Below are 18,903 nucleotides of genomic sequence, written 5' to 3'. Positions count from 1 at the left end.
TAACATCAAACAGAGCATTTGTCCGCCGGGTTTGCTGCTGATAACTGCCCTGGTTTCATTCCGGTATCTGCAAATCAGACCTGAAAAATAAAAATATTAATTGTTTGGTAGGGTGTTTACCAAAAGCCGCTGCCGCTGTTGTTCAAATAAACAAATAGTTGCAGCCATAGCCACGTTAAGTGATTCAGTCTGACCGGTCATGGGAATAATTACGCGTCTGGAAGCAGCTTGTAGCATTTTTGCACTCAGTCCGCTTCCTTCATTGCCGAATATCCAGCCGGCAGGTTCGTTCAGATTTAATGTATAAAGACTATGAGACTCAGGACTCAATACCGTAGCATACAACGGATAGGCATAATCTGTACACCAGGCTGTTAAATCGGAAACAGTCTGTATATTCAGATAGGCATGCGCGCCCATTGCTGCACGTAATACTTTAGGCGACCAGACATCAACACTATCTTTGCTCAGTACAATATTATGAACACCGGCAGCCAGAGCACTGCGTAAAATGGTACCGGTATTACCGGGATCCTGTACTCTTTCTAAAAGAATAACATCCTGAATATCTGATGCAGATACAACCTCCGGTAGCTTCACTATTGCTACAGGTTCTCTTGAATTAACTAAATCACTGATTTTATCCAGTAGATTGTTCGCAACCAGTACAACCTGATGTGCCGGAATTGTTGCAAGTAAATCAGAAATTTCCGGGGCATGAATACGCTGTTGCGGTAAATATAATGTCTGAATTAAATATCCAGCCTGAATGAATGTTTCAACCAGATGAACACCTTCCAGTACAGCAAGCTGATGCTGACGGCGGTAATGAGACTGAGCAATTAATTTGGACAAATGCTTCAGTTCATTATTACTGGCAGATTGTATAATTTTATAACTCATACAATATTCTGGCTTTCTTCTAATTGCTGATTAAGAACCTGACTGATTTGATTAACGGCTGTTAAAGTACGCAGCTGGGTAAATAACTTTCCTGCTTCAGGGTAATTTAATTTAAGCATGCCCAGCCATTGCTTTAGTCTGGATACCGGATAAGCAGAATCCTTGGCGACTTTATCACAGCAACTATTAAAAAAATCATCAATCCACGGCAGAATTTCTTGCCATGATAGAGCAGATATTATTTGCCCATGATTATAGGCAGCAATTTGCCGCGCCAGATCCGGACATTGAATTGCCCCGCGTCCCAGCATAACATCTGTACAATTACTAACAGCACGGATTTTCTGATAATCAGCCAGTGTAAATACATCACCATTAGCAATAACCGGAATACAAACTGTCTGATTAATACGTCCTATCCATTCCCAATGAGCGGGAGACCGATAACCTTCGATTTTTGTACGTGCATGTACTGTTAGCTGCTCTGCACCACCCTGTTCTATGGCCTGTGCACAATCCAGAGCCAGATCTTTATTTTCATAACCCAGACGCATTTTGGCACTCAGCATAATTTTATCTGGCAAGCTTTTGCGTACTTCGGCTACTATTTGTTCAATTTTATCCGGATACTGCAGGAGAACTGCACCACCCTGATGCTGGTTAACTGTAGGAGCCGGGCAACCAAAATTTAAATCAATATGTGTAGCCCCCAGTTCAACTACCTTTTGAGCATTCAGTGCCATATTTTCTGCATCGCTTCCTAATATCTGTACGGCTACAGCAGTACCAGCCTGAGTTTGATTATTATTTGTCAGTTCAGGCATATATTTCAGCCAGATAGAGCGACCATGAATGGTATGAGTTATGCGCACAAATTCAGTAACACAAACATCAAATCCGCCAATGCGTGTTAACAGATCGCGCATTGGCGCATCTATTAAACCCTGCATAGGCGCCAAAAATAATTTTGGTACAGTACTTTTAGTTTGCAAAATAATACAGCCCACACAAATTACAATTACTTAAATCAAAAAACAACGCAACTCGTTTTATAAACAAGTTGCGTCGACAATTATAAAATAAAATTGCTTTTAAAAGCTTTAATCGCGTAATGTTTCAATCAGATCAATTAATAATTCCACATCTTCTTTTTTCAATACTTCAAAGCCGTCATTTAAACCCAAGTCCTCCAGCAGCATTTCACCAGCCGGAGTATCATGCATAGTACTAAATGCATTCTGTAAGTTTTCCAGCATTTCTGCATTACGCGGATGCAATAAAATCAAATGATATAAATCATTGATTTTACTCTCAATTAAAAGATTTAAGCGACTTCGTGTAATAGCAGTCAGTTTATGATAGGCAGAGGACATAAATAAACCAATATTACCCTGATTCTGTATCAGTCCGCGGGCAACAGCTGCGAAAGATTCACTTTTAATCCATGTTAAATCTTTTTCTTCTATATCTACGGCTTCCAACAGTCGCAAAGCAATTAGTTTAACATCGTAATTCTCGGTACACAGAATTGACATACCGGGCTTGATATCGGCAAGTGATTTGATCTCACTGTCTGCACTACTGGCAATAACCATCTCATCAAAACAATTTACGGGCTTTACTACCGGCAAATAACCAAGTTCGCGAATGAGCTTGGAAGCATTGAACGGATTAGCATAGATAATATCAACATTATCCTTATCAATTTCCTGCTGTTCTTCTTCAGCATTGCTGGCCATTGATAAATGCACCGGTGCATCAATCAGCCGTTGCAGGCGAGTATTAAGAAAATGCCATCCGGCATAGTATTCAGGAGGAAAATCAGGGGCAATTAAAAAATTGATAGTCATGAGTTACCCCGCTCTTCTTTCATGAGGCCTTCATATAATGCCTGCATTTCTAATACTTTACTGCGGGAAGGTTTGCGTCGTACAGAGGTATAACCTTCAATAACACCATCGCGGATATTGGGTACTATCGTAGCGTAAACCCAGTAAAAACCACCGTCTTTACGCAGGTTTTTTACATAGCCATGCCATTTCTTTCCTTGCTCTACAGTATCCCACAAATCTTTATAAGCTACTTTGGGCATATCAGGATGGCGTAATATATAGTGCTCGGCACCCATCAGTTCATCGCGCGACCAGCCACTCATGTGTACAAACACTTCATTTGCATGAGTGATAATTCCCTTCAGATCAGTTCTGGAAGTAATCAGACAGCCATCAGGAAACTCTGTTTCTACATCAGTACAATATACCGTGCGTTTTACACCATCGTAATGTGTCAATTCAAATGTGCGGTGTTCGATTTCTGGCACTTTCATTGGTGAAATCATTATGACTCCATTTTCTTGAATGTGGACAACCAAGCAAATAATGCAAAAATTAATTTGCAATATATATTGCGCCGATTAGCAAAAGAACACAAAGCATTTAATCAGGTTGTGTAAAAAAAGACACTATTTATTGACACAAATCAATCAATATTCAACTTAATGTAAAAAAAAATATACACTGATTAATTAGATATAACATACAGTTGAGCCGTCTATCACCTCCAAAAAGCTCTATATTTACCGTTTCCTTGAGGACTCAGACTGATATAAACCAGCCCATTTCATAACATTGGCTACTTCAAATTCATTTAGTTCGTAATACTGACCACGTTTCAGCCTATTAGGTAAAGCAATCGGTCCGAAACGCACACGAACCAGACGGCTTACGGTCAGCCCCTGACTTTCAAATAAACGCCTTACCTCTCGGTTGCGCCCCTCTTTAATGATGATGTTGTACCATTTATTCGCTCCTTCGCCACCCTGTTCCCACAGATGCTGAGCCTGAGCAATACCATCTTCTAGTTCGACACCATTGAGCAAACTCTGTTTCTGTTCTTCACTCAGTTCACCCAGAACACGAACAGCATATTCGCGTTCTACTTCAAAACTCGGATGAGCAAACCGGTTAACCAGTTCGCCGGAAGTGGTTAATATCAATAACCCGCATGTATTGATATCTAGACGACCAATGGCTACCCAGCGACTGCTGGCTGTCTGAGGCAAGCGGTCAAATACACTGACTCTTCCCTGCGGATCATCACGGCTGACAATTTCACCTTCCTGTTTGTAATAAACCATAATGCGCGGCAAACGATCCGGCCATTTGATATTAATAGCAGAACCGCGCACACTGACTTCATCATCCGGCGTGATTTTGTCTCCCAATTGAGCCACTTTACCGTTAATACGTACCAGCCCCTGACTAATCCACTGCTCCATTTCCCGTCTTGAACCTGCGCCAGAAGCGGCAAGAGCTTTTTGCAGTCTTACAGGTTCCATTTTTTCCAGACTGATACGCTGTTCTTTCAACATCCGTGCCCGTTGCTGAATTTCTTGATTAGGCGTACGCTGCACCAGTTTTTTGGCACGCTGCACTTTCGTTTTTGTATTAGCTGTAATTACAGAACTATCCGCTTTACCACCAGTATTATTTTGCTGTCTGAGAGCTGATTTGGTCTTATTGCCGGAGTGCCGCCCGGAAACATGTTTATTGCTTTTACTGGCTACTCCGTCACGTATCTGACGTTTAGTTAATTTTTTCTTGGCTTGATTCATTCATATACTCCTATCTGTCTTCAGACAGTTCTTCTGCGGTAGACTGATCTACGGCAGGTTCATTTAAATCAGGTAAGACAAGTTCACCCAATTCTGTTAATGGTGGTAACTGGCTTAAATCTTCCAGCTGCAAATCACTCAGAAAGCCAGCTGTGGTAGCCCATAAATTTGGCCTTCCCAGGCTATCACGCTGTCCGATAATTTCTATCCAGCCTCGATCCTGTAATGTTTGTAAAACATTACTTGAGACAGCAACACCACGGATAGCCTCAATATCACTTCGCGTTACCGGCTGCTGGTAGGCAATGATGGCCAGTGTTTCCAGTACAGCCCGGGAATAACGGGGGGTGCGCTGAACATCCAGACTGGCCAAACGGGGATAGGCAGCATGAGTAACCTGAAAGCGCCAGCCCTCAGCACTATGCACCAGATTAAGTGCCCTTTCCTGCCAGCGTATTTGCAGTGCTTGCAGTATGCTGGTTAACTCATCTGATGATAAAGGCGGATCAGAAAGCGCAGACAAAATTTTTTCACTTAATGCTTCACTTTGGGTCAGCAATGCAGCTTCAATTAATGCTTCGATAGAAACAGATTGATTCATAGTCATATATTTCTATACTTAAATTGAAATCCGTTTTAAATAATCTATAAAGATTAACCTTTGCGCGCAGCTTTTCTGGCTGCCCGCTCTGCCTTAAGCTGTGCTTCATGCTGCTGACCTTTTTTCAACCAAACTGCCCACTGATTGGGCGTTTCCAATGTAATACGACCGATTAGTCCGTCACGAAAATCAGTCAGCAGGCGTTCAGCAGCTTTCTGGTAATCAATGCGCCCGCCACTTAATAATGCACCACGCTTTTTACCTACCCATTTTAACCATTGATCATCAAGCCAGTGAGGGCTTTCGCTCAGGTCAGCCTGATAGCGCTGTTGTAGTAACGGCAAATAATGCCGGCGCAGATAATCCAGTAATTCCAATGCTACCACCTCTTCATCCAGGGCATTACGACCCACAGCACCACTGGCAGCTAAATTATAACCGGCCTCCTCAACTATAATTTTCGGCCATAACATTCCGGGCGTGTCGTATAACCAAAAATCATCAGCCAGTATCAGCCGCTGTTCAGCCTTAGTAATACCCGGTTCATTACCGGTTTTGGCACTACGTTTACCCAGCATGCCATTAATCAGGGTAGATTTACCTACATTGGGAATACCGCAAATAAGCACTCTCAGTGGTCTGTCCAAACCGTGGCGGTTAGGAACCAGTGCGCGGCTGGCCGCAATAATTCTGTTAGCAGCCTGCTTTTCTGATGCATCCAGTGCCAACACATTAGTATTAGGCTGGGAACGGTAATCAGCCAGCCACAACTCTGTGCGCTCGGGATCAGCTAAGTCCTGCTTGTTCAGAATTTTCAATTTTGGTTTATTTCCAGACAGTTTTGCCAGCAAAGGATTGGCACTGGAGGCAGGCAGGCGGGCATCCAGCACTTCAATTACCATATCCACGCTCTTTATCCGTTCGGCAATGACTTTTTTGGCTTTGTTCATATGCCCGGGGTACCACTGAATAGCCATAAACTGTCCTTGTCTGAAATCAAAAATATCAAAACTGAAAACATTCAGGCAGCCTGACATCAGGCTGCCTGAATAACGCATAATGCGTATTATACCGTTTTTTCAGAATGATTACTTAATTCTAACTGTCTGTGCCGAATCAATACTGAATAAGCATTTAACCTGTTTGCCAGTGCTTCTACAATATAGACAGAACGATGCTGACCACCAGTACAGCCGATGCCAATATTAACATAACTGCGACTTTCTTTTTCCATTTGCGGTAACCAGCGCAATAGAAAACCGGATAAATCATTTATCATTTCTGCCATAACCGGCTGTCCGGAAAAAAATGTTCTTACAGGTTCATCTAGACCACTATACGGACGTAAGTGGAAATCGTAATAGGGATTAGGTAAAAAACGCACATCAAAAACGAAATCAAGACCGGCAGGTACACCAAATTTATAACCAAAAGACTCCAGAACAACACGCATTGGCGCTACCGGCAAGTGCAACCATTGCTGAATCTGACGGCGTAATTGCGGTACATTCAGTAATGAAGTATCTATTACATAAGCGTGGCTTTGCAAAGTGGACATGTATTGCTGTTCAGCAGAAACACTCTCACTTAATGTTTTATGTTCCCGTGCCAATGGATGGCTGCGGCGCGTTTCTGAAAACCGGCGCAATAAAACGGCTACAGAAGAAGTTAAAAACAGCAAATCTACCTGATGTCCCAGAGTACGTAACTGTGTGACCAGTTCCAATACATCTGCAGGGTTGAAGCGTGAACGGATATCTACGCTTACGCCAAGTTGTGCTACATGACTGGCTGCATAGTGTTCAATCAGACCGGGCAACAGTTTTACCGGTAAATTATCAACACAGACAAAGCCGACATCTTCCAGTAAACGTAAAGCAATGGATTTTCCGGAACCGGATAATCCGCTAATCAATACTATCCTCATGATTCACCGCATCCTCTTTCAGCATTGAATTATGACGATCCAGAAATTGCTTGGTACTGTCCTGACCACGCATTTGTAAAATAAAATTACTCACAGCAGCTTCTACCAGTACAGCCAGATTTCGACCCACTGCTACCGGCAGAGTAACACTGCGAATAGATACATTGAGAATGCTTTCAGTTTCACTTTTTATACTCAGACGGTCAATCCTTTGCATATGGGTATCATCGGCCAGTACCAGATTGATTATCAGCTGTAACTGCTTTTTGGGTCGTACAGCAGTTTCACCGAAAATTGCCCGTATATTCAAAACACCAAGACCGCGCACTTCAAGAAAATCTTTCAGCATAGCCGGACAGCGGCCTTCAAGTGTTTCCGGCCCGATACGGTATAACTCCACCGCATCATCTGCCACCAAGCCATGTCCGCGTGATATCAATTCCAGCGCCAGTTCGCTTTTACCCAGACCTGACTGACCGGTTATCAGCACACCAACTTCAAATACATCCAGAAATACACCGTATTTAACTGTAGAAGCTGCCAGCACTCTCTGCAGATAAATTCGCAAAACATCCATCAGAAAAGGGCTTTCTGTTTTGGATGTCAGCAAAGGAACATTATGCGTATGACAATAATCACGCAGCATATAGGGCACAGGTAAATCATTTGCAACTATGATCAGTGACATAGTCAAATCGAATAATTCATTAAGCGTGGTTTTGATTTCACCCGCTTCAATTTTATTCAGATACTCGACTTCTGCAATCCCGATTACCTGTACTTGATTGGGATGAATAAAATTCAAATGTCCTACCAGCGCCAGTACCGGCTTATCGGCGTCAATACTGATACGGTTATCCGCACCGGCTGTGCCGGCAGACCATGCAAGTTTCAGTTTTGTCTGATTGTCATGATATAAGCGCCGTACCGAAATACTGGGCATAGTAACGTTTCCTTATACCTGTTCTGCTATCAGTATTTCACGCACACTTTCGGCACTGGTAGCAGACAATAATGCATTGCGTACAGATTTTTGTGAAAATTTTCCGGCCAGTTCCGATAAAACATTCAAATGCTTGGTCGATGCATTTTCCGGTACCAATAATACAAATACCAGACTGACGGGTTGTTCATCCGGAGCGTCAAATGCGATGGGTGTCTGCAGACGGAAAAACGCACCTACCGTATCTTTTACTGCACCGGTACGCCCGTGCGGAATGGCTACACCCTTACCTAGTGCGGTTGAGCCCAGCTTTTCGCGTGCAAACAAACAATTAAATACATCTTCCTGCGACAAACCTGCCTCTTCGGATAATAATTGACCGGCTTCTTCAAACAGACGTTTCTTACTACTTACATTTAAATCAAGAACCACATGTGAAACCGGTAAAATATCCCCAATTAAACTCATGCTCATATTCAATTCCTATCAAACTGCACTGTACAGCCGGCTAATCCGGAAAGGGGACTAATTTACTTTGCTGATTCAGATGCAATTTATTTCAATACAATCAAATTACAAAATTATCTCTTATTTCTACCCGATAATGCATTCATCGTTCATGATTTGCCTATCCAGTAATGCAGAAGCAATCCAATAAACAGGATAAGACCAATCCGGTTATTACGAACAAATATGGTAAAGCATATTTTGCGGTCTCTCGTACGAATATTGAGCCACTGACAATACTGCAAAACAGATACAATTACCAGTGCCAGCCAGTACCAGATAGTGGCGTGAATCTGCCAGCCAGCCAGAATCATCAGCAGATCAAACCCTGCATGACACAACATAACAGCAGTAATATCGTGATTACCAAAAGTAATTGCAGATGTATGAATGCCGATTTTTAAATCATCTTCCTTATCTGCCATGGCATATATAGTGTCATAAGCTAAAGTCCACAATGTATTGGCAGCCAGTAAAATCCACGCAATCATCGGCACATGATTAGTTATCGCTGCAAACGCCATAGGTATCCCAAACGAAAATGCCAGACCAAGATATAACTGCGGTAATGGAAAAAAACGTTTAGTAAACGGATATGTCATGGCTAGAAATAGTGCGGGAATACTCATCAGCCAGGTAAGCCGATTCATAGGCAGCAAACAGAATGCAGATAAAATACACAATAGTAATGTCAGTATGAGCGCTTCTTTTTTACTTACCTTTTTTAAAGCAAAAGGTCGTTGACAGGTACGATCAACAGCACCGTCAAAATCGCGGTCTGCATAATCATTAATCACGCAACCGGCACTGCGCATTAAAAAAGTGCCGATTGTAAACAGCAGCACGATTAACCAGTCCGGATATCCGTCTGCAGCAATCCATAAAGCCCACCAGGTTGGCCATAACAGCAATAACGTACCAATCGGCCGGTCTATACGCATTAACTGTATATAGACTTGAAAGCGCTCAGCCAACTGCCCGTTTTTTTTATTTTGCAGTTTCCTTTCTACAGAAAATCGATTCACACCTGTCTTTCAATGTTAATGCTTGATTAAAAAATACAAAGATAGCCTCTGCCACATTGCCAGAACACTACTGATGCTACTACTATCAGAAAGAAGTCGGCAAACCAAATAATTGTAGCATAAGCATAACAGCTAACTGCACTCTGAAACCATAATCCAAAGGAGTAAGATATGGATTTAATTTTATGGCGTCATGCCGAGGCTGAAGACAGCCGCAATGATATGGCACGAAGATTAACAATTAAAGGTCAGCAGCAGGCAAAGTCCAGTGCTCAATGGTTGCATCAGCATTTACCGGATAACTTTCAAGTTTTCTGCTCAGAAGCAGTAAGAGCACAGCAAACTGCAGAATTTCTTAAACAGCCTTTGACTATTAATAAATTACTGAATCCTAACAGCCATCCGCTTAATCTCGCTACTTTTCTGCAACAGCAGAACGCTGCTTCTTCTGCACAGATATGGGTAGGTCATCAACCCTGGATAGGTCAGTTCTGCGCTTATTTGCTCAACGGCATCTGGTTACCGCAGCAATTCTGGTCAGTGAAAAAATCAGCTTTTTGGTGGTTTGATGTCCGTTTTTATCAACAGCGCCATCAGGCACGACTAAAAGTCGTTCTTTCACCCGCTGCTTTAAAATAAACCATACAGATATAATCAACAAATGAAAGCATATAGCGATGAGTTGGTTACATAAAAATGTCAATATCGGACATAATCAGTTCAATGAAAAAAGCTTTTTCACAAAGCTTAGTAAAAATACCTTAATTCTGGGTAAACCCGTAATGGTGCAGCTATACACCTTATATCTGCTTTTTAAATCAGCAGAAACACCGCTACGCAGTAAAATGCTGATATTGGGTGCCCTGCTCTATTTTCTCAGTCCTATAGATCTGATTCCCGATTTACTCGGACCAATAGGATTTACTGATGATATTGCGGTTATTACTATGGTATGCAGACAGCTGCAAAAAGCCATCACACCAGCACTTAAAGCTCAGGCTGAAACAGCTGTTTCCCGATTCTTTCACCGTTAAATCATATCTTTCTGCTAAGCTATTCAATATTATTTTGATATAGCCGCATCAGTTTATCCATAAAAATAAAAAGCTGCTGGTTCATAACAGAATAATCAAAAGATCTGATTTCCTCTGCTGACTGAATAAAAGGATAATCAGCTGCTTTCTCTAATTCAGATGCAGAAGCTGAAATTAATTTATCAATAGCTTTTGCATTCAGCTCCAGATGACACTGAAAACCGTATACCAACGGTGCATAACGGATAATCTGACGCGGACAACCTTTACTATAGGCAAGCACTTGTGCCTGTTCGGTCAGACCCGGCATATCACCATGCCAGTGTGCCACTAGCATTTCTTTATCAAAATGAGAGATAAGTTCATCAGCCATACCTGCTTGAGTTAAATAAATTGGAAAATAACCAATTTCTTTATTAGGACTGTGTTCATACATTCCGTTTAAAGCTTGCCCGATTAATTGGGCACCTAAACAAATACCAAGCACAGCCTTACCATCATTAATAGCATTGAGAATCAGACTTTGCTCTGCTTTAGTGTCGAAATAGGGACATTCCTCAATTGTCGTAACTGGTGATTGCGGCCCCCCCATAATAATCAGCATATCGAAACCGGCTTTAGATTCGGGTAATTTGTCGCCAAGATATACTCGTGAATGCGAAATCTGATAATCTCTGCTGAATGCCCATTCTTCACAAGCTGCAGCTTCTTCATAATCCTGATGAATAATAAAATGTACCCGCAATTTTATTCTCCTCATATACAATAAAATCAGAATGAACCGGTTAAACTATACGATTTTTTCAAGTAGATATCCAATTATATAAGGATCTCCATTCATCAGATTTTTGATTTAGGATACAGTCAAAGCAAATATAATAGCGCCGCACAAACAGTGCGGCGCTGATTTAAGCTAAGGTAAAATTAATTACTTGCTGGCTTTAAATTCTTCATGATATTCACAAGCCAGTTTATGCAGAGATGCACCAATAGCTTTGTACTGGTACTCATTCAGATTGGCTAATGAAACACGGCCGGATGGGTGACGTACGGCAAAACCTTTACCCGGTAACAATACTACGCCGGATTCATCCGCAATTCTGAACAGCAGTTCATTCGGATTTTTGGTTTTAACAACCCATTCAGCAAACTCATCACCATACAGCTGACGTGCAGTATCTTCCATATCAACCAGAGTGTAGTAATCCACACTGTTTTCATTAAACTCATGTTTAATGCCCAGCTGTTTGTACATGGCAGCACTGCGGTTGCGAATCAGAGCCATCAGAGCATCTTTATACTGTTTCTTGGTATCCATCATTTCGGCCAGAGAGAACAGTACCATCTGCACCTGCTGTGGTGTAGACAAACCGGCAGTATGATTCAGAGCAACAGCACGGCTGTCAGCAACCATACGGTCGATCAGTTTCAGTTTTTCCGGTTCCGGAGTAATAGACAGATAACGTTTGTGCAATACCTGACGTTCTTCTTCAGGCAGCTCAGCAATTTTCTTGTCCAGTACATTTTCTTTGGCCATGGCAATAACACCCAAGCGCCAGCCGGTAGCACCGAAGTATTTAGAGAAAGAGTACACTAAAATAGTGTTGTACGGGCACAGAGTAAACAGAGATTCAAAGTTCTCAGCAAATGTACCATATACGTCATCAGTCAGAATAATCAGATCAGGACGTTTTTTCACAATGTCAGCAATAATCTGCAGACTGCGATCATCCATTTTCACTGAAGGCGGATTGGATGGGTTAACCAGATAGAATGCCTTGATTGAAGGATCTTCCAGTTTGCGCAATTCGCTTTCAGGATACTGCCAGTCCAGTTTCGGATCAGCATTGATCAGAACTTCTTCCAGTTCATAATCGTTCAGTTCAGGAATTTCCAGATAGGGTGTGAAAATTGGTGCGCCCAGAGCAATTTTATCACCATGACGAATCAGACCATTCTGTTTCAGAGAACTGAAAATGTATGCCATAGCAGCAGTACCACCTTCAGTTGCAAACAGATCGATATCGTCATTAGACATCGTTTTAGCACCCATTTCTTCCAGAATATAGGTTTTAACGATTTCTTCAGACAAGCGCAGCATACGGTCAGGTACAGGATAATTGCAACCCAGAATACCTTCGGTCATTTCCAGCAGGAACTGATGCTGATTGTAGCCAAGCTGGTCACGTACATAGGACATGGCTTTGCTTAGAAAATCAACACCCGGTTTGTGGCGGTTACGACGGATAAAATCATCAAAACGTGCCATCAGATCATCTTTAAACGGCATACCACCGATATTCTGATCCAGGAAAGAGAAAGAAATTTCAGACTCTTCCGCAGCAAACAAACCTAATTCAAAAAAGGCATTGCGTGGTAAAGTAGCCAGAAAATTAGGGTTACCACGGCCGGCATTCAGCATCATCCGATCGTTGCGGCTCTGTGCCAGATCAATCAAGTGATTTTTCAACTCAAACGGGCTTAAATTAGCATATTTTTCAAAATCATGTTTTGAAGTCATAATAGTTTCCTCAAGAAGTTAAAGCACATATCAAACAAGAGCCACAATCAACGGACCTAACAATGTCAGGAACACATTGGCTAATGCATATGTAATGGCAAATGGAGTAGTCGGAATCGCATTGCCAGCTTTATCCAGAACTTCACCAAATGCAGGATTGGCACTGCGTGAACCGGCCAAGGCACCTGCAAATACAGCTGCATTGTCATAACGGAGCACATAGCGACCAAAGAAAATAGCCAGAATCATCGGAACCAGAGTAACCACCACACCAATCAGGAACAGAGTCAGACCATGTTCTCTAATAGTGGTAATTGCCTGTAAACCTGATTGCAGACCCACAACAGATACGAAGCCGGCCAAACCGAAATCCTTCATAAACTGAGAAGCCGCAGCAGGCATATTGCCGAATGTCTGTTTACGGGCACGCAGCCAGCCAAAGAAAAGACCGGATAACAATGCACCACCACCGGCACCAAGCGTAATCGGAATATTGCCGATACGAATTACCACCCAGCCGATAATCAGACCAAGTACTACGCCCAGACCGTGATAAGCCCAGTCGGTTTTACTATTAACCGTAATAGGTGCACCGATAATATGTACAACACGGTTAATATCACTGGTAGAACCGTAAATGGTCATTACATCGCCCAGTTTGAACTCTGTATCAGGTGTCAGATCTATTTTTTCACCATTGCGATGTAGTTCAATCAGGTAGATACCATGCTGAATTTCAAAGTCTTTATCGCTCATATGAACTTTGGAACGAATTTCAGCCATGGTTTTATTCGCATACTCAGGGTTGCGAAAAACCACATTTTTAGTATCAACAATGACTTCCAGACCCGGCTCGGCATCCAGTTCACGGCCGAATAAAGTGCTGACAGAAGTCACAGCTTCACGACGACCAACAATCAGGATGATGTCTTCCCGTTTCAGAATCGTAGACGGAGTGCAGTCAATCAGATTACCGTGACGTTTAATGCGTTCGATAGTTATACCCAGATTTTCTAATTCAATATCTTTGATAGATTTCTGAATATCATGTTCAACCACATAGATACGTCCCACCATCTGCGTAATTGCCATCCCCTGATTACCTTCCAGTGCCATAGCACCTTTCAGTTGTTCAGCTTCAGCAGCTACCGCATCATCGCGAATATCCCGACCCATGATTTTCGGTAACACATTCATACAAATTATGATTGCGCCCAAAGAACCAAAGATATATGTCACCGCATAACCAATAGCTACATTAGCCTGTAACTGTTGTAACTGATCGGCAGGCAGACCCATATGTGTCAGAGCATCAGCAGCCGTACCCAGAATTGCTGACTGGGTTAAACCACCGGCAGCCAGACCAGCGGCCAGACCTTTATCTAGATGGAACAGGCGTGCCATAATCATTACCGTAATAAAGCCGGTAATGGCGATAAACAATGCCAGAAAAATTTCACGCAGAGTTTTTACACCAAGTGAACGGAAAAACTGAGGACCGCTTTCATAACCCACAGCGTAAATAAATAAAGTAAACAGCAATGCCTTAAGACCAGAATCAATGTGAACATTGAGCAGGCTCAAAACCACTGCCACCAGCAGGGAACCGGCAACCCCGCCGAGCTGGAACTTACCGAAGCGTATATTGCCCAGCAAATAACCCAGACTTAACGACAGAAACATCAGAATAACCGGTGATTCCTGAATATTAGTCAATACCCAATTCAACATATGTCTACCTTCTCCTGAAAGAACGTAGGCTAGTGTGCGCTCGTGCGCTTTTAATTTTTGTCTAAATATTCATATGTACGAAAATTAATGATAATTTTGGTATTTTGTTAACAACATTGGCATTTAATTAATCCAATTAATCGCGTTTAATTACTATGTAAGAATAATTTCACATTCATGCACCAATACTGTTTTTTGCTTTTTTCAACTGATTTTAAAGAGAAAAGTTAAGATTTTGTTCAGAATTTTTTATTAATATATTAATATAATTTAGAACTATAATATCTATATTGAATAAAATTTATTAAATAATCTGTTATTCTTATATCTTACTAGCCAATAAAATAATTTATTTCTAATTGAATATATTTAGTCAAAATGCATATTTAATTATTAAACTATATAAACTATTTTTCAATACGATTGATAATCTCTAACATATTGAAATGATAATAAGAATCCTGTTTAACAACTCCGCTAAACAGTCAGATTTCTGTTGCCATTTCACAACAAATCATCTATTTTTTCTAAAAAAAATGATATTAAAATTAACACAAATTGCTAATTAAAATATCCATTCCAAATTATAACTAATTAAAACCATTTAACTACATAAAGTTTACATAATTATTTTTTGATTTCTCAAATTTGAATTTTGGCAGATGGTTTTATTGATAAGGGTTTACTTCATTGACATTTATACCAATAACTCTTTAATACTTAAAATAAATCAATTCAGACAAGAATTTTAGCCTGACATATACACGCTATATCTGATAAGAGCCTGAGTATTTCCAGAAATGAATATAAAAAAAGCCTGAATAATTTTCTTTCAGGCTCTTTTCAAACAATCAAACAGATAAAAGTATCTGCTTCACTATACAATAAAATTTTTCAGCGTAATAAAGGTAATGATTCAGTATTGATAAAATTAACCACATTACTCAAATTATTTTGAGGATTATCTTCTGCATTCGGTTGATCTGTAGCATCTGCTGAATCATCACCATCATCAGATTCTTCATCATATAAACTAAATGCCTTTGTATCAGTATCGGATGAATCTACACCAATATCTTTAATCAGCCGATGATATTCGGCAGACTGGGCTAATAGCTCTTTCGCAGCTTTACGCAAATTATTCACTTCACTGCGTGCCAGATAAAACGTTGTTGGTATATGAATTACTTTATCCCTTAAAGGGGAAGAAGGTAAATCCAGTAAATTCACACTTATATAATATACCCGCGGTGTACCCTCACTACGATTTTCATTCCACCAGTCTACATATTTCTGAAATTGATGCTGAGTATCTTCTGAATACTTCTCAATCGGAATACTGGTTAAAGCTCTCACTACTTCAGTAGTTCCGGGAACACTGGCGCTACTGTCAATTTCATTTTTGCGCTGTGTCTGGGCGTTGACATTAATAATGATAATTTTATGAATATTCGCTGATTCCAGCTGGTCATACAAAGTTTCATTACTATATAACTCAGTTGTGTCCAGCAAACTGCGTAATCCGAGATTATCCGTTAATCCACCATCCAGTAAATGAATATAAGGTCTTTTCTGACTATCCTGATATTGCTTGAGATTATTACGATAAGCTGTACGTGTCTGAGCACGGAAAGCTGTCGTGCCGGTAGCATCAGCATTATTACTATCAACCAGATTATCTGGTAACTGATAATGGCAATTACCGCCATTGTTATTCAGAGTTACCGGTGCAAAAACCAGTGGCACAGCACTGGATGCCGCTACGGCACGGGAAATGGGTAATTTAGTTAAATCAATGCAGAGTAAATCAAAATACTCCTGCGTAAAATCCAGCCGGCTGCCTAAACTCATATCAGTAGCACTAATTACCACAAACGGCCCCTTACGTTTATTATTTAAATCCTCATAAGTAGCGCCATGATATAAATGTAAATCCAGCTGTTCCTGTAACAAATCACCGCGGCCAAATTCCGGTGAAGCCAGCCGCGACCAGTTAGCCATCGAAAAAACCTGACCAACTAACATTTTCTGCAAATTTAAATTGAGAAAATTTTGCTCAAATTTCGGTATTGTATCGGCTCCGTGTAATCCAAAATAAGTAGCTAAAACTGAGCCTCCGGATATACCATAAACCACATCAACCGTATCAAGCAGACTTACCTGTTTACCGTCAATTTTTACTTGCTGCTTTTTCAGAGATTCCAGAACCCCATAACCAAACGCAGCTGCACGGGTTCCGCCACCGGAAAGCATCACAATACCGATTACATCGTCTATTTTCTTCGCATCATTGTTTAACAATGCATGTTGTATACGATAACCCTCCTGTTCATCAATATGATCAATTGTGTCTATAGGCTGATATTGCAGTGTAGAACAGGCACTCAGGCTCAATACGGCAATCAGTATCAGCAGGTACCATCTAACAGATCTCGTAATACTTAGCGGCATTACAGCTCCCGGAGCGGAAAATATCAGGATACCTGATATATTTTGATTAATTAATAATTGCTATTATCATGTAATCTATCAGTGTACCATTACTGCCACTTATTCATACAAACAGAAAATTAAACGATAACATAATTTTCAGCTTAATTATCTTAAATCAGTTTTCATCAGTAATTTGCCAGCCACCGCCTAATGCCTTATACAGATTAACCAGATTACGTGCCTCTTCCAGTTTGCCCTGAATTTGCTGATCATCCAGATCCTCGGCATTCAGGCGTGCCCGTAAACTGCGGTCCAGGGTCATATCGCCATAGCGAAACAGTTTTTCAGCCGCACCAGCCTGACTGGCAGCCTGCATTTGAGCCTCATGCATTAACCGGTTTTGTTTATTCAGACTAAATTGCATCTGATATGCACTATCTACTTCAGCCAGAGCCTGTAAAATCATCTGGTCATATCCGGCAATAGCTGCCTGTAACTGAGCATCAGCCCGCTCAATATTATGTTTGATTCTGCCTGCAGTAAACACAGGAATAGTCATGCTTGCATTCAGCAAACCGGCCGTATTTTTTAAATATGAAGTACTGCTGTCTAAATGTATTTGTCCGGTCTGCCATAAAAAATTAAGCGAAAATCGTGGCAGACGGTCAGCTTTAGCACTGGCTAAACCGGCACTCATCGCTTTCACCAGATTTTCCTGAGTGCGGATATCCGGTCTCCGGGTAATGAGATCCAGTGGAACCTGTCCCGCCGGAGCAGAAGGTAAATGCTGAAAAATATCCAAAGACGCAGGCGCAACCACAAATCCTTGCGAAGACTGACCGGTCAATACTGCTATATTGCGCTGATAAACATCAGCCTGTGCCTGATAAGTAGCAATTTTTGCCTGCATAGCTGAAAGTTTTGCCGCAACTTCTCTGACATCATAAGCCGATGCCTGACCTGCACGAAAACGCCCTTCCGTATATCGCTGCAATTGCTTAAGAGTAGCAACACTGTGCTCTCCTACTTTTACCCGTTGCTGCATCGCACGCATTTTCAGATAATTATCGGCAATTTCACTGCCAAGCATCATCTGCGCACCATGCCAGCGTTCTGTTTCGCTCAGACTCAGATAATGCATTTCATCAGCATCACTGCGTTTTTGTCCGAATACATCCGGCTCCCAGCTGGCAGTAAAACCTGCCTGAACCGTATTACCATGAACATGCCGGCGATTATTACCCAGAGGCGAACCAGTTGCTTGCAAGTAATCCTTTGCATTACCAATTGCTGGTAAATTTAAATCTTTAAGTGAATTATCACCATTGTAACGATGCAATCCTCCGCTACTTTCTACACCTGCCTGCGGTCCTAAATCAGACTCAGCCATAGCAGCACTGGCTCGTGCTGCAAGCATATTTGCTTTCATTTTGGCTAGATTCCGGTTATTTTTTAATCCGGTTTCGATTAACTCATTCAGCACCGGATCCGGCCAGCTTTGCCACCAGCGGCTGATATCAGCTGAGCCGCGTGCTGCCACATTCTGATCAAACTGCTTTGGCATTCCGACAGTAGATTTCACCTGAATATCAGTTCTGCTGCAACCTGCCACCAATCCTAAAGCCAATAATATAGACAACCATATTTTATTCATCACCATACTTC

The 18,903-nt window shown here is 41.4% G+C and carries 18 protein-coding genes; 2 read left to right on the top strand and 16 right to left on the bottom strand.

The genetic code is table 11. The features are described from left to right. Nucleotides 1–96: 96 nt before the first annotated feature. From H3T75_RS04175 to ubiA, 11 genes are all read right to left on the bottom strand, one after another. Nucleotides 97–903: an RNA methyltransferase gene (locus H3T75_RS04175; RefSeq protein WP_198211115.1), complete on the bottom strand. Its 807-nt coding sequence runs from the start codon at nucleotides 901–903 to the stop codon at nucleotides 97–99. After that, nucleotides 900–1,853: a tRNA-dihydrouridine synthase gene (locus tag H3T75_RS04170; protein ID WP_198211114.1), complete on the bottom strand. Its 954-nt coding sequence runs from the start codon at nucleotides 1,851–1,853 to the stop codon at nucleotides 900–902. The genes H3T75_RS04175 and H3T75_RS04170 overlap by 4 nt, the downstream gene beginning before the upstream one ends. A gap of 150 nt (nucleotides 1,854–2,003) precedes the next feature. Further along, the gene (locus H3T75_RS04165) at nucleotides 2,004–2,753 is read right to left on the bottom strand and encodes a phosphate/phosphite/phosphonate ABC transporter substrate-binding protein (protein WP_025330757.1); all 750 of its coding nucleotides are present in this window, start codon (nucleotides 2,751–2,753) and stop codon (nucleotides 2,004–2,006) included. After that, nucleotides 2,750–3,241, bottom strand: coding sequence for a PAS domain-containing protein (locus H3T75_RS04160; RefSeq protein ID WP_232332590.1), 492 nt, complete (start codon nucleotides 3,239–3,241; stop codon nucleotides 2,750–2,752). Before H3T75_RS04160 ends, H3T75_RS04165 begins: the two co-directional genes overlap by 4 nt. Before the next feature lie 237 nt (nucleotides 3,242–3,478). Then, entirely contained in the window at nucleotides 3,479–4,516 is a 1,038-nt protein-coding gene (locus H3T75_RS04155) for a pseudouridine synthase (RefSeq protein WP_198211113.1), read from the bottom strand. Between the two features lie 10 nt (nucleotides 4,517–4,526). After that, complete coding sequence (locus H3T75_RS04150; protein WP_198211276.1) at nucleotides 4,527–5,117, bottom strand: SMC-Scp complex subunit ScpB; 591 nt, start codon at nucleotides 5,115–5,117, stop codon at nucleotides 4,527–4,529. A 53-nt stretch (nucleotides 5,118–5,170) separates the two neighbouring features. Beyond that, on the bottom strand, nucleotides 5,171–6,094 hold the full coding sequence (ylqF, locus tag H3T75_RS04145) for a ribosome biogenesis GTPase YlqF (protein WP_198211275.1): 924 nt from the start codon (nucleotides 6,092–6,094) through the stop codon (nucleotides 5,171–5,173). Nucleotides 6,095–6,183: 89 nt separating this feature from the next. After that, nucleotides 6,184–7,044, bottom strand: coding sequence for an RNase adapter RapZ (rapZ, locus tag H3T75_RS04140; RefSeq protein ID WP_078475638.1), 861 nt, complete (start codon nucleotides 7,042–7,044; stop codon nucleotides 6,184–6,186). Then, the gene (gene hprK / locus H3T75_RS04135) at nucleotides 7,025–7,987 is read right to left on the bottom strand and encodes an HPr(Ser) kinase/phosphatase (RefSeq protein WP_025330762.1); all 963 of its coding nucleotides are present in this window, start codon (nucleotides 7,985–7,987) and stop codon (nucleotides 7,025–7,027) included. The genes rapZ and hprK overlap by 20 nt, the downstream gene beginning before the upstream one ends. Nucleotides 7,988–7,999: 12 nt before the next feature. Continuing rightward, the gene (ptsN, locus tag H3T75_RS04130) at nucleotides 8,000–8,455 is read right to left on the bottom strand and encodes a PTS IIA-like nitrogen regulatory protein PtsN (RefSeq protein WP_100125658.1); all 456 of its coding nucleotides are present in this window, start codon (nucleotides 8,453–8,455) and stop codon (nucleotides 8,000–8,002) included. Between the two features lie 149 nt (nucleotides 8,456–8,604). Continuing rightward, entirely contained in the window at nucleotides 8,605–9,435 is an 831-nt protein-coding gene (ubiA, locus tag H3T75_RS04125) for a 4-hydroxybenzoate octaprenyltransferase (RefSeq protein WP_198211274.1), read from the bottom strand. Nucleotides 9,436–9,690: 255 nt separating this feature from the next. Here ubiA and H3T75_RS04120 point away from each other — a divergent pair, with 255 nt between their 5' ends. Both H3T75_RS04120 and H3T75_RS04115 read left to right on the top strand, forming a co-directional pair. Further along, a complete protein-coding gene (locus H3T75_RS04120; RefSeq protein WP_041881034.1) occupies nucleotides 9,691–10,158 on the top strand; it encodes a histidine phosphatase family protein in 468 nt (155 codons plus the stop codon). A 38-nt stretch (nucleotides 10,159–10,196) separates the two neighbouring features. Beyond that, nucleotides 10,197–10,553 carry a YkvA family protein gene (locus H3T75_RS04115; RefSeq protein ID WP_198190077.1) on the top strand — a complete coding sequence of 119 codons (357 nt, stop codon included), beginning with the start codon at nucleotides 10,197–10,199 and terminating at the stop codon, nucleotides 10,551–10,553. Between the two features lie 19 nt (nucleotides 10,554–10,572). Here the strand turns inward: H3T75_RS04115 and H3T75_RS04110 are convergent, their stop codons facing one another. From H3T75_RS04110 to H3T75_RS04090, 5 genes are all read right to left on the bottom strand, one after another. Further along, on the bottom strand, nucleotides 10,573–11,298 hold the full coding sequence (locus H3T75_RS04110; protein WP_198211112.1) for a glutamine amidotransferase: 726 nt from the start codon (nucleotides 11,296–11,298) through the stop codon (nucleotides 10,573–10,575). Nucleotides 11,299–11,481: 183 nt separating this feature from the next. Continuing rightward, complete coding sequence (locus tag H3T75_RS04105) at nucleotides 11,482–13,074, bottom strand: bifunctional aspartate transaminase/aspartate 4-decarboxylase (RefSeq protein ID WP_025330768.1); 1,593 nt, start codon at nucleotides 13,072–13,074, stop codon at nucleotides 11,482–11,484. 30 nt (nucleotides 13,075–13,104) lie between these two features. After that, nucleotides 13,105–14,805 carry an aspartate-alanine antiporter gene (gene aspT, locus H3T75_RS04100; protein ID WP_096765489.1) on the bottom strand — a complete coding sequence of 567 codons (1,701 nt, stop codon included), beginning with the start codon at nucleotides 14,803–14,805 and terminating at the stop codon, nucleotides 13,105–13,107. 894 nt (nucleotides 14,806–15,699) lie between these two features. Further along, nucleotides 15,700–17,256 carry a patatin-like phospholipase family protein gene (locus H3T75_RS04095; RefSeq protein ID WP_198211111.1) on the bottom strand — a complete coding sequence of 519 codons (1,557 nt, stop codon included), beginning with the start codon at nucleotides 17,254–17,256 and terminating at the stop codon, nucleotides 15,700–15,702. A 157-nt stretch (nucleotides 17,257–17,413) separates the two neighbouring features. Next, a complete protein-coding gene (locus H3T75_RS04090) occupies nucleotides 17,414–18,892 on the bottom strand; it encodes an efflux transporter outer membrane subunit (RefSeq protein WP_198211110.1) in 1,479 nt (492 codons plus the stop codon). Nucleotides 18,893–18,903: the final 11 nt, after the last annotated feature.

Source organism: Snodgrassella sp. W8135, assembly GCF_016101225.1.
Taxonomy (GTDB): Bacteria; Pseudomonadota; Gammaproteobacteria; order Burkholderiales; family Neisseriaceae; genus Snodgrassella; species Snodgrassella alvi.
The sequence above is the reverse complement of the archived record's forward strand: the minus strand, read 5'-3'. Positions and strand labels throughout refer to the sequence as shown.

Coding starts and splice junctions, on each gene's coding strand:
- H3T75_RS04175 (WP_198211115.1), bottom strand. CDS start 903: ATGAGTTATAAAATTATACAATCTGCCAGTAATAATGAACTGAAGCAT.
- H3T75_RS04170 (WP_198211114.1), bottom strand. CDS start 1,853: ATGCAGGGTTTAATAGATGCGCCAATGCGCGATCTGTTAACACGCATT.
- H3T75_RS04165 (WP_025330757.1), bottom strand. CDS start 2,753: ATGACTATCAATTTTTTAATTGCCCCTGATTTTCCTCCTGAATACTAT.
- H3T75_RS04160 (WP_232332590.1), bottom strand. CDS start 3,241: ATGATTTCACCAATGAAAGTGCCAGAAATCGAACACCGCACATTTGAA.
- H3T75_RS04155 (WP_198211113.1), bottom strand. CDS start 4,516: ATGAATCAAGCCAAGAAAAAATTAACTAAACGTCAGATACGTGACGGA.
- H3T75_RS04150 (WP_198211276.1), bottom strand. CDS start 5,117: ATGAATCAATCTGTTTCTATCGAAGCATTAATTGAAGCTGCATTGCTG.
- ylqF (WP_198211275.1), bottom strand. CDS start 6,094: ATGGCTATTCAGTGGTACCCCGGGCATATGAACAAAGCCAAAAAAGTC.
- rapZ (WP_078475638.1), bottom strand. CDS start 7,044: ATGAGGATAGTATTGATTAGCGGATTATCCGGTTCCGGAAAATCCATT.
- hprK (WP_025330762.1), bottom strand. CDS start 7,987: ATGCCCAGTATTTCGGTACGGCGCTTATATCATGACAATCAGACAAAA.
- ptsN (WP_100125658.1), bottom strand. CDS start 8,455: ATGAGTTTAATTGGGGATATTTTACCGGTTTCACATGTGGTTCTTGAT.
- ubiA (WP_198211274.1), bottom strand. CDS start 9,435: ATGCGTATAGACCGGCCGATTGGTACGTTATTGCTGTTATGGCCAACC.
- H3T75_RS04120 (WP_041881034.1), top strand. CDS start 9,691: ATGGATTTAATTTTATGGCGTCATGCCGAGGCTGAAGACAGCCGCAAT.
- H3T75_RS04115 (WP_198190077.1), top strand. CDS start 10,197: ATGAGTTGGTTACATAAAAATGTCAATATCGGACATAATCAGTTCAAT.
- H3T75_RS04105 (WP_025330768.1), bottom strand. CDS start 13,074: ATGACTTCAAAACATGATTTTGAAAAATATGCTAATTTAAGCCCGTTT.
- aspT (WP_096765489.1), bottom strand. CDS start 14,805: ATGTTGAATTGGGTATTGACTAATATTCAGGAATCACCGGTTATTCTG.
- H3T75_RS04095 (WP_198211111.1), bottom strand. CDS start 17,256: ATGCCGCTAAGTATTACGAGATCTGTTAGATGGTACCTGCTGATACTG.
- H3T75_RS04090 (WP_198211110.1), bottom strand. CDS start 18,892: ATGAATAAAATATGGTTGTCTATATTATTGGCTTTAGGATTGGTGGCA.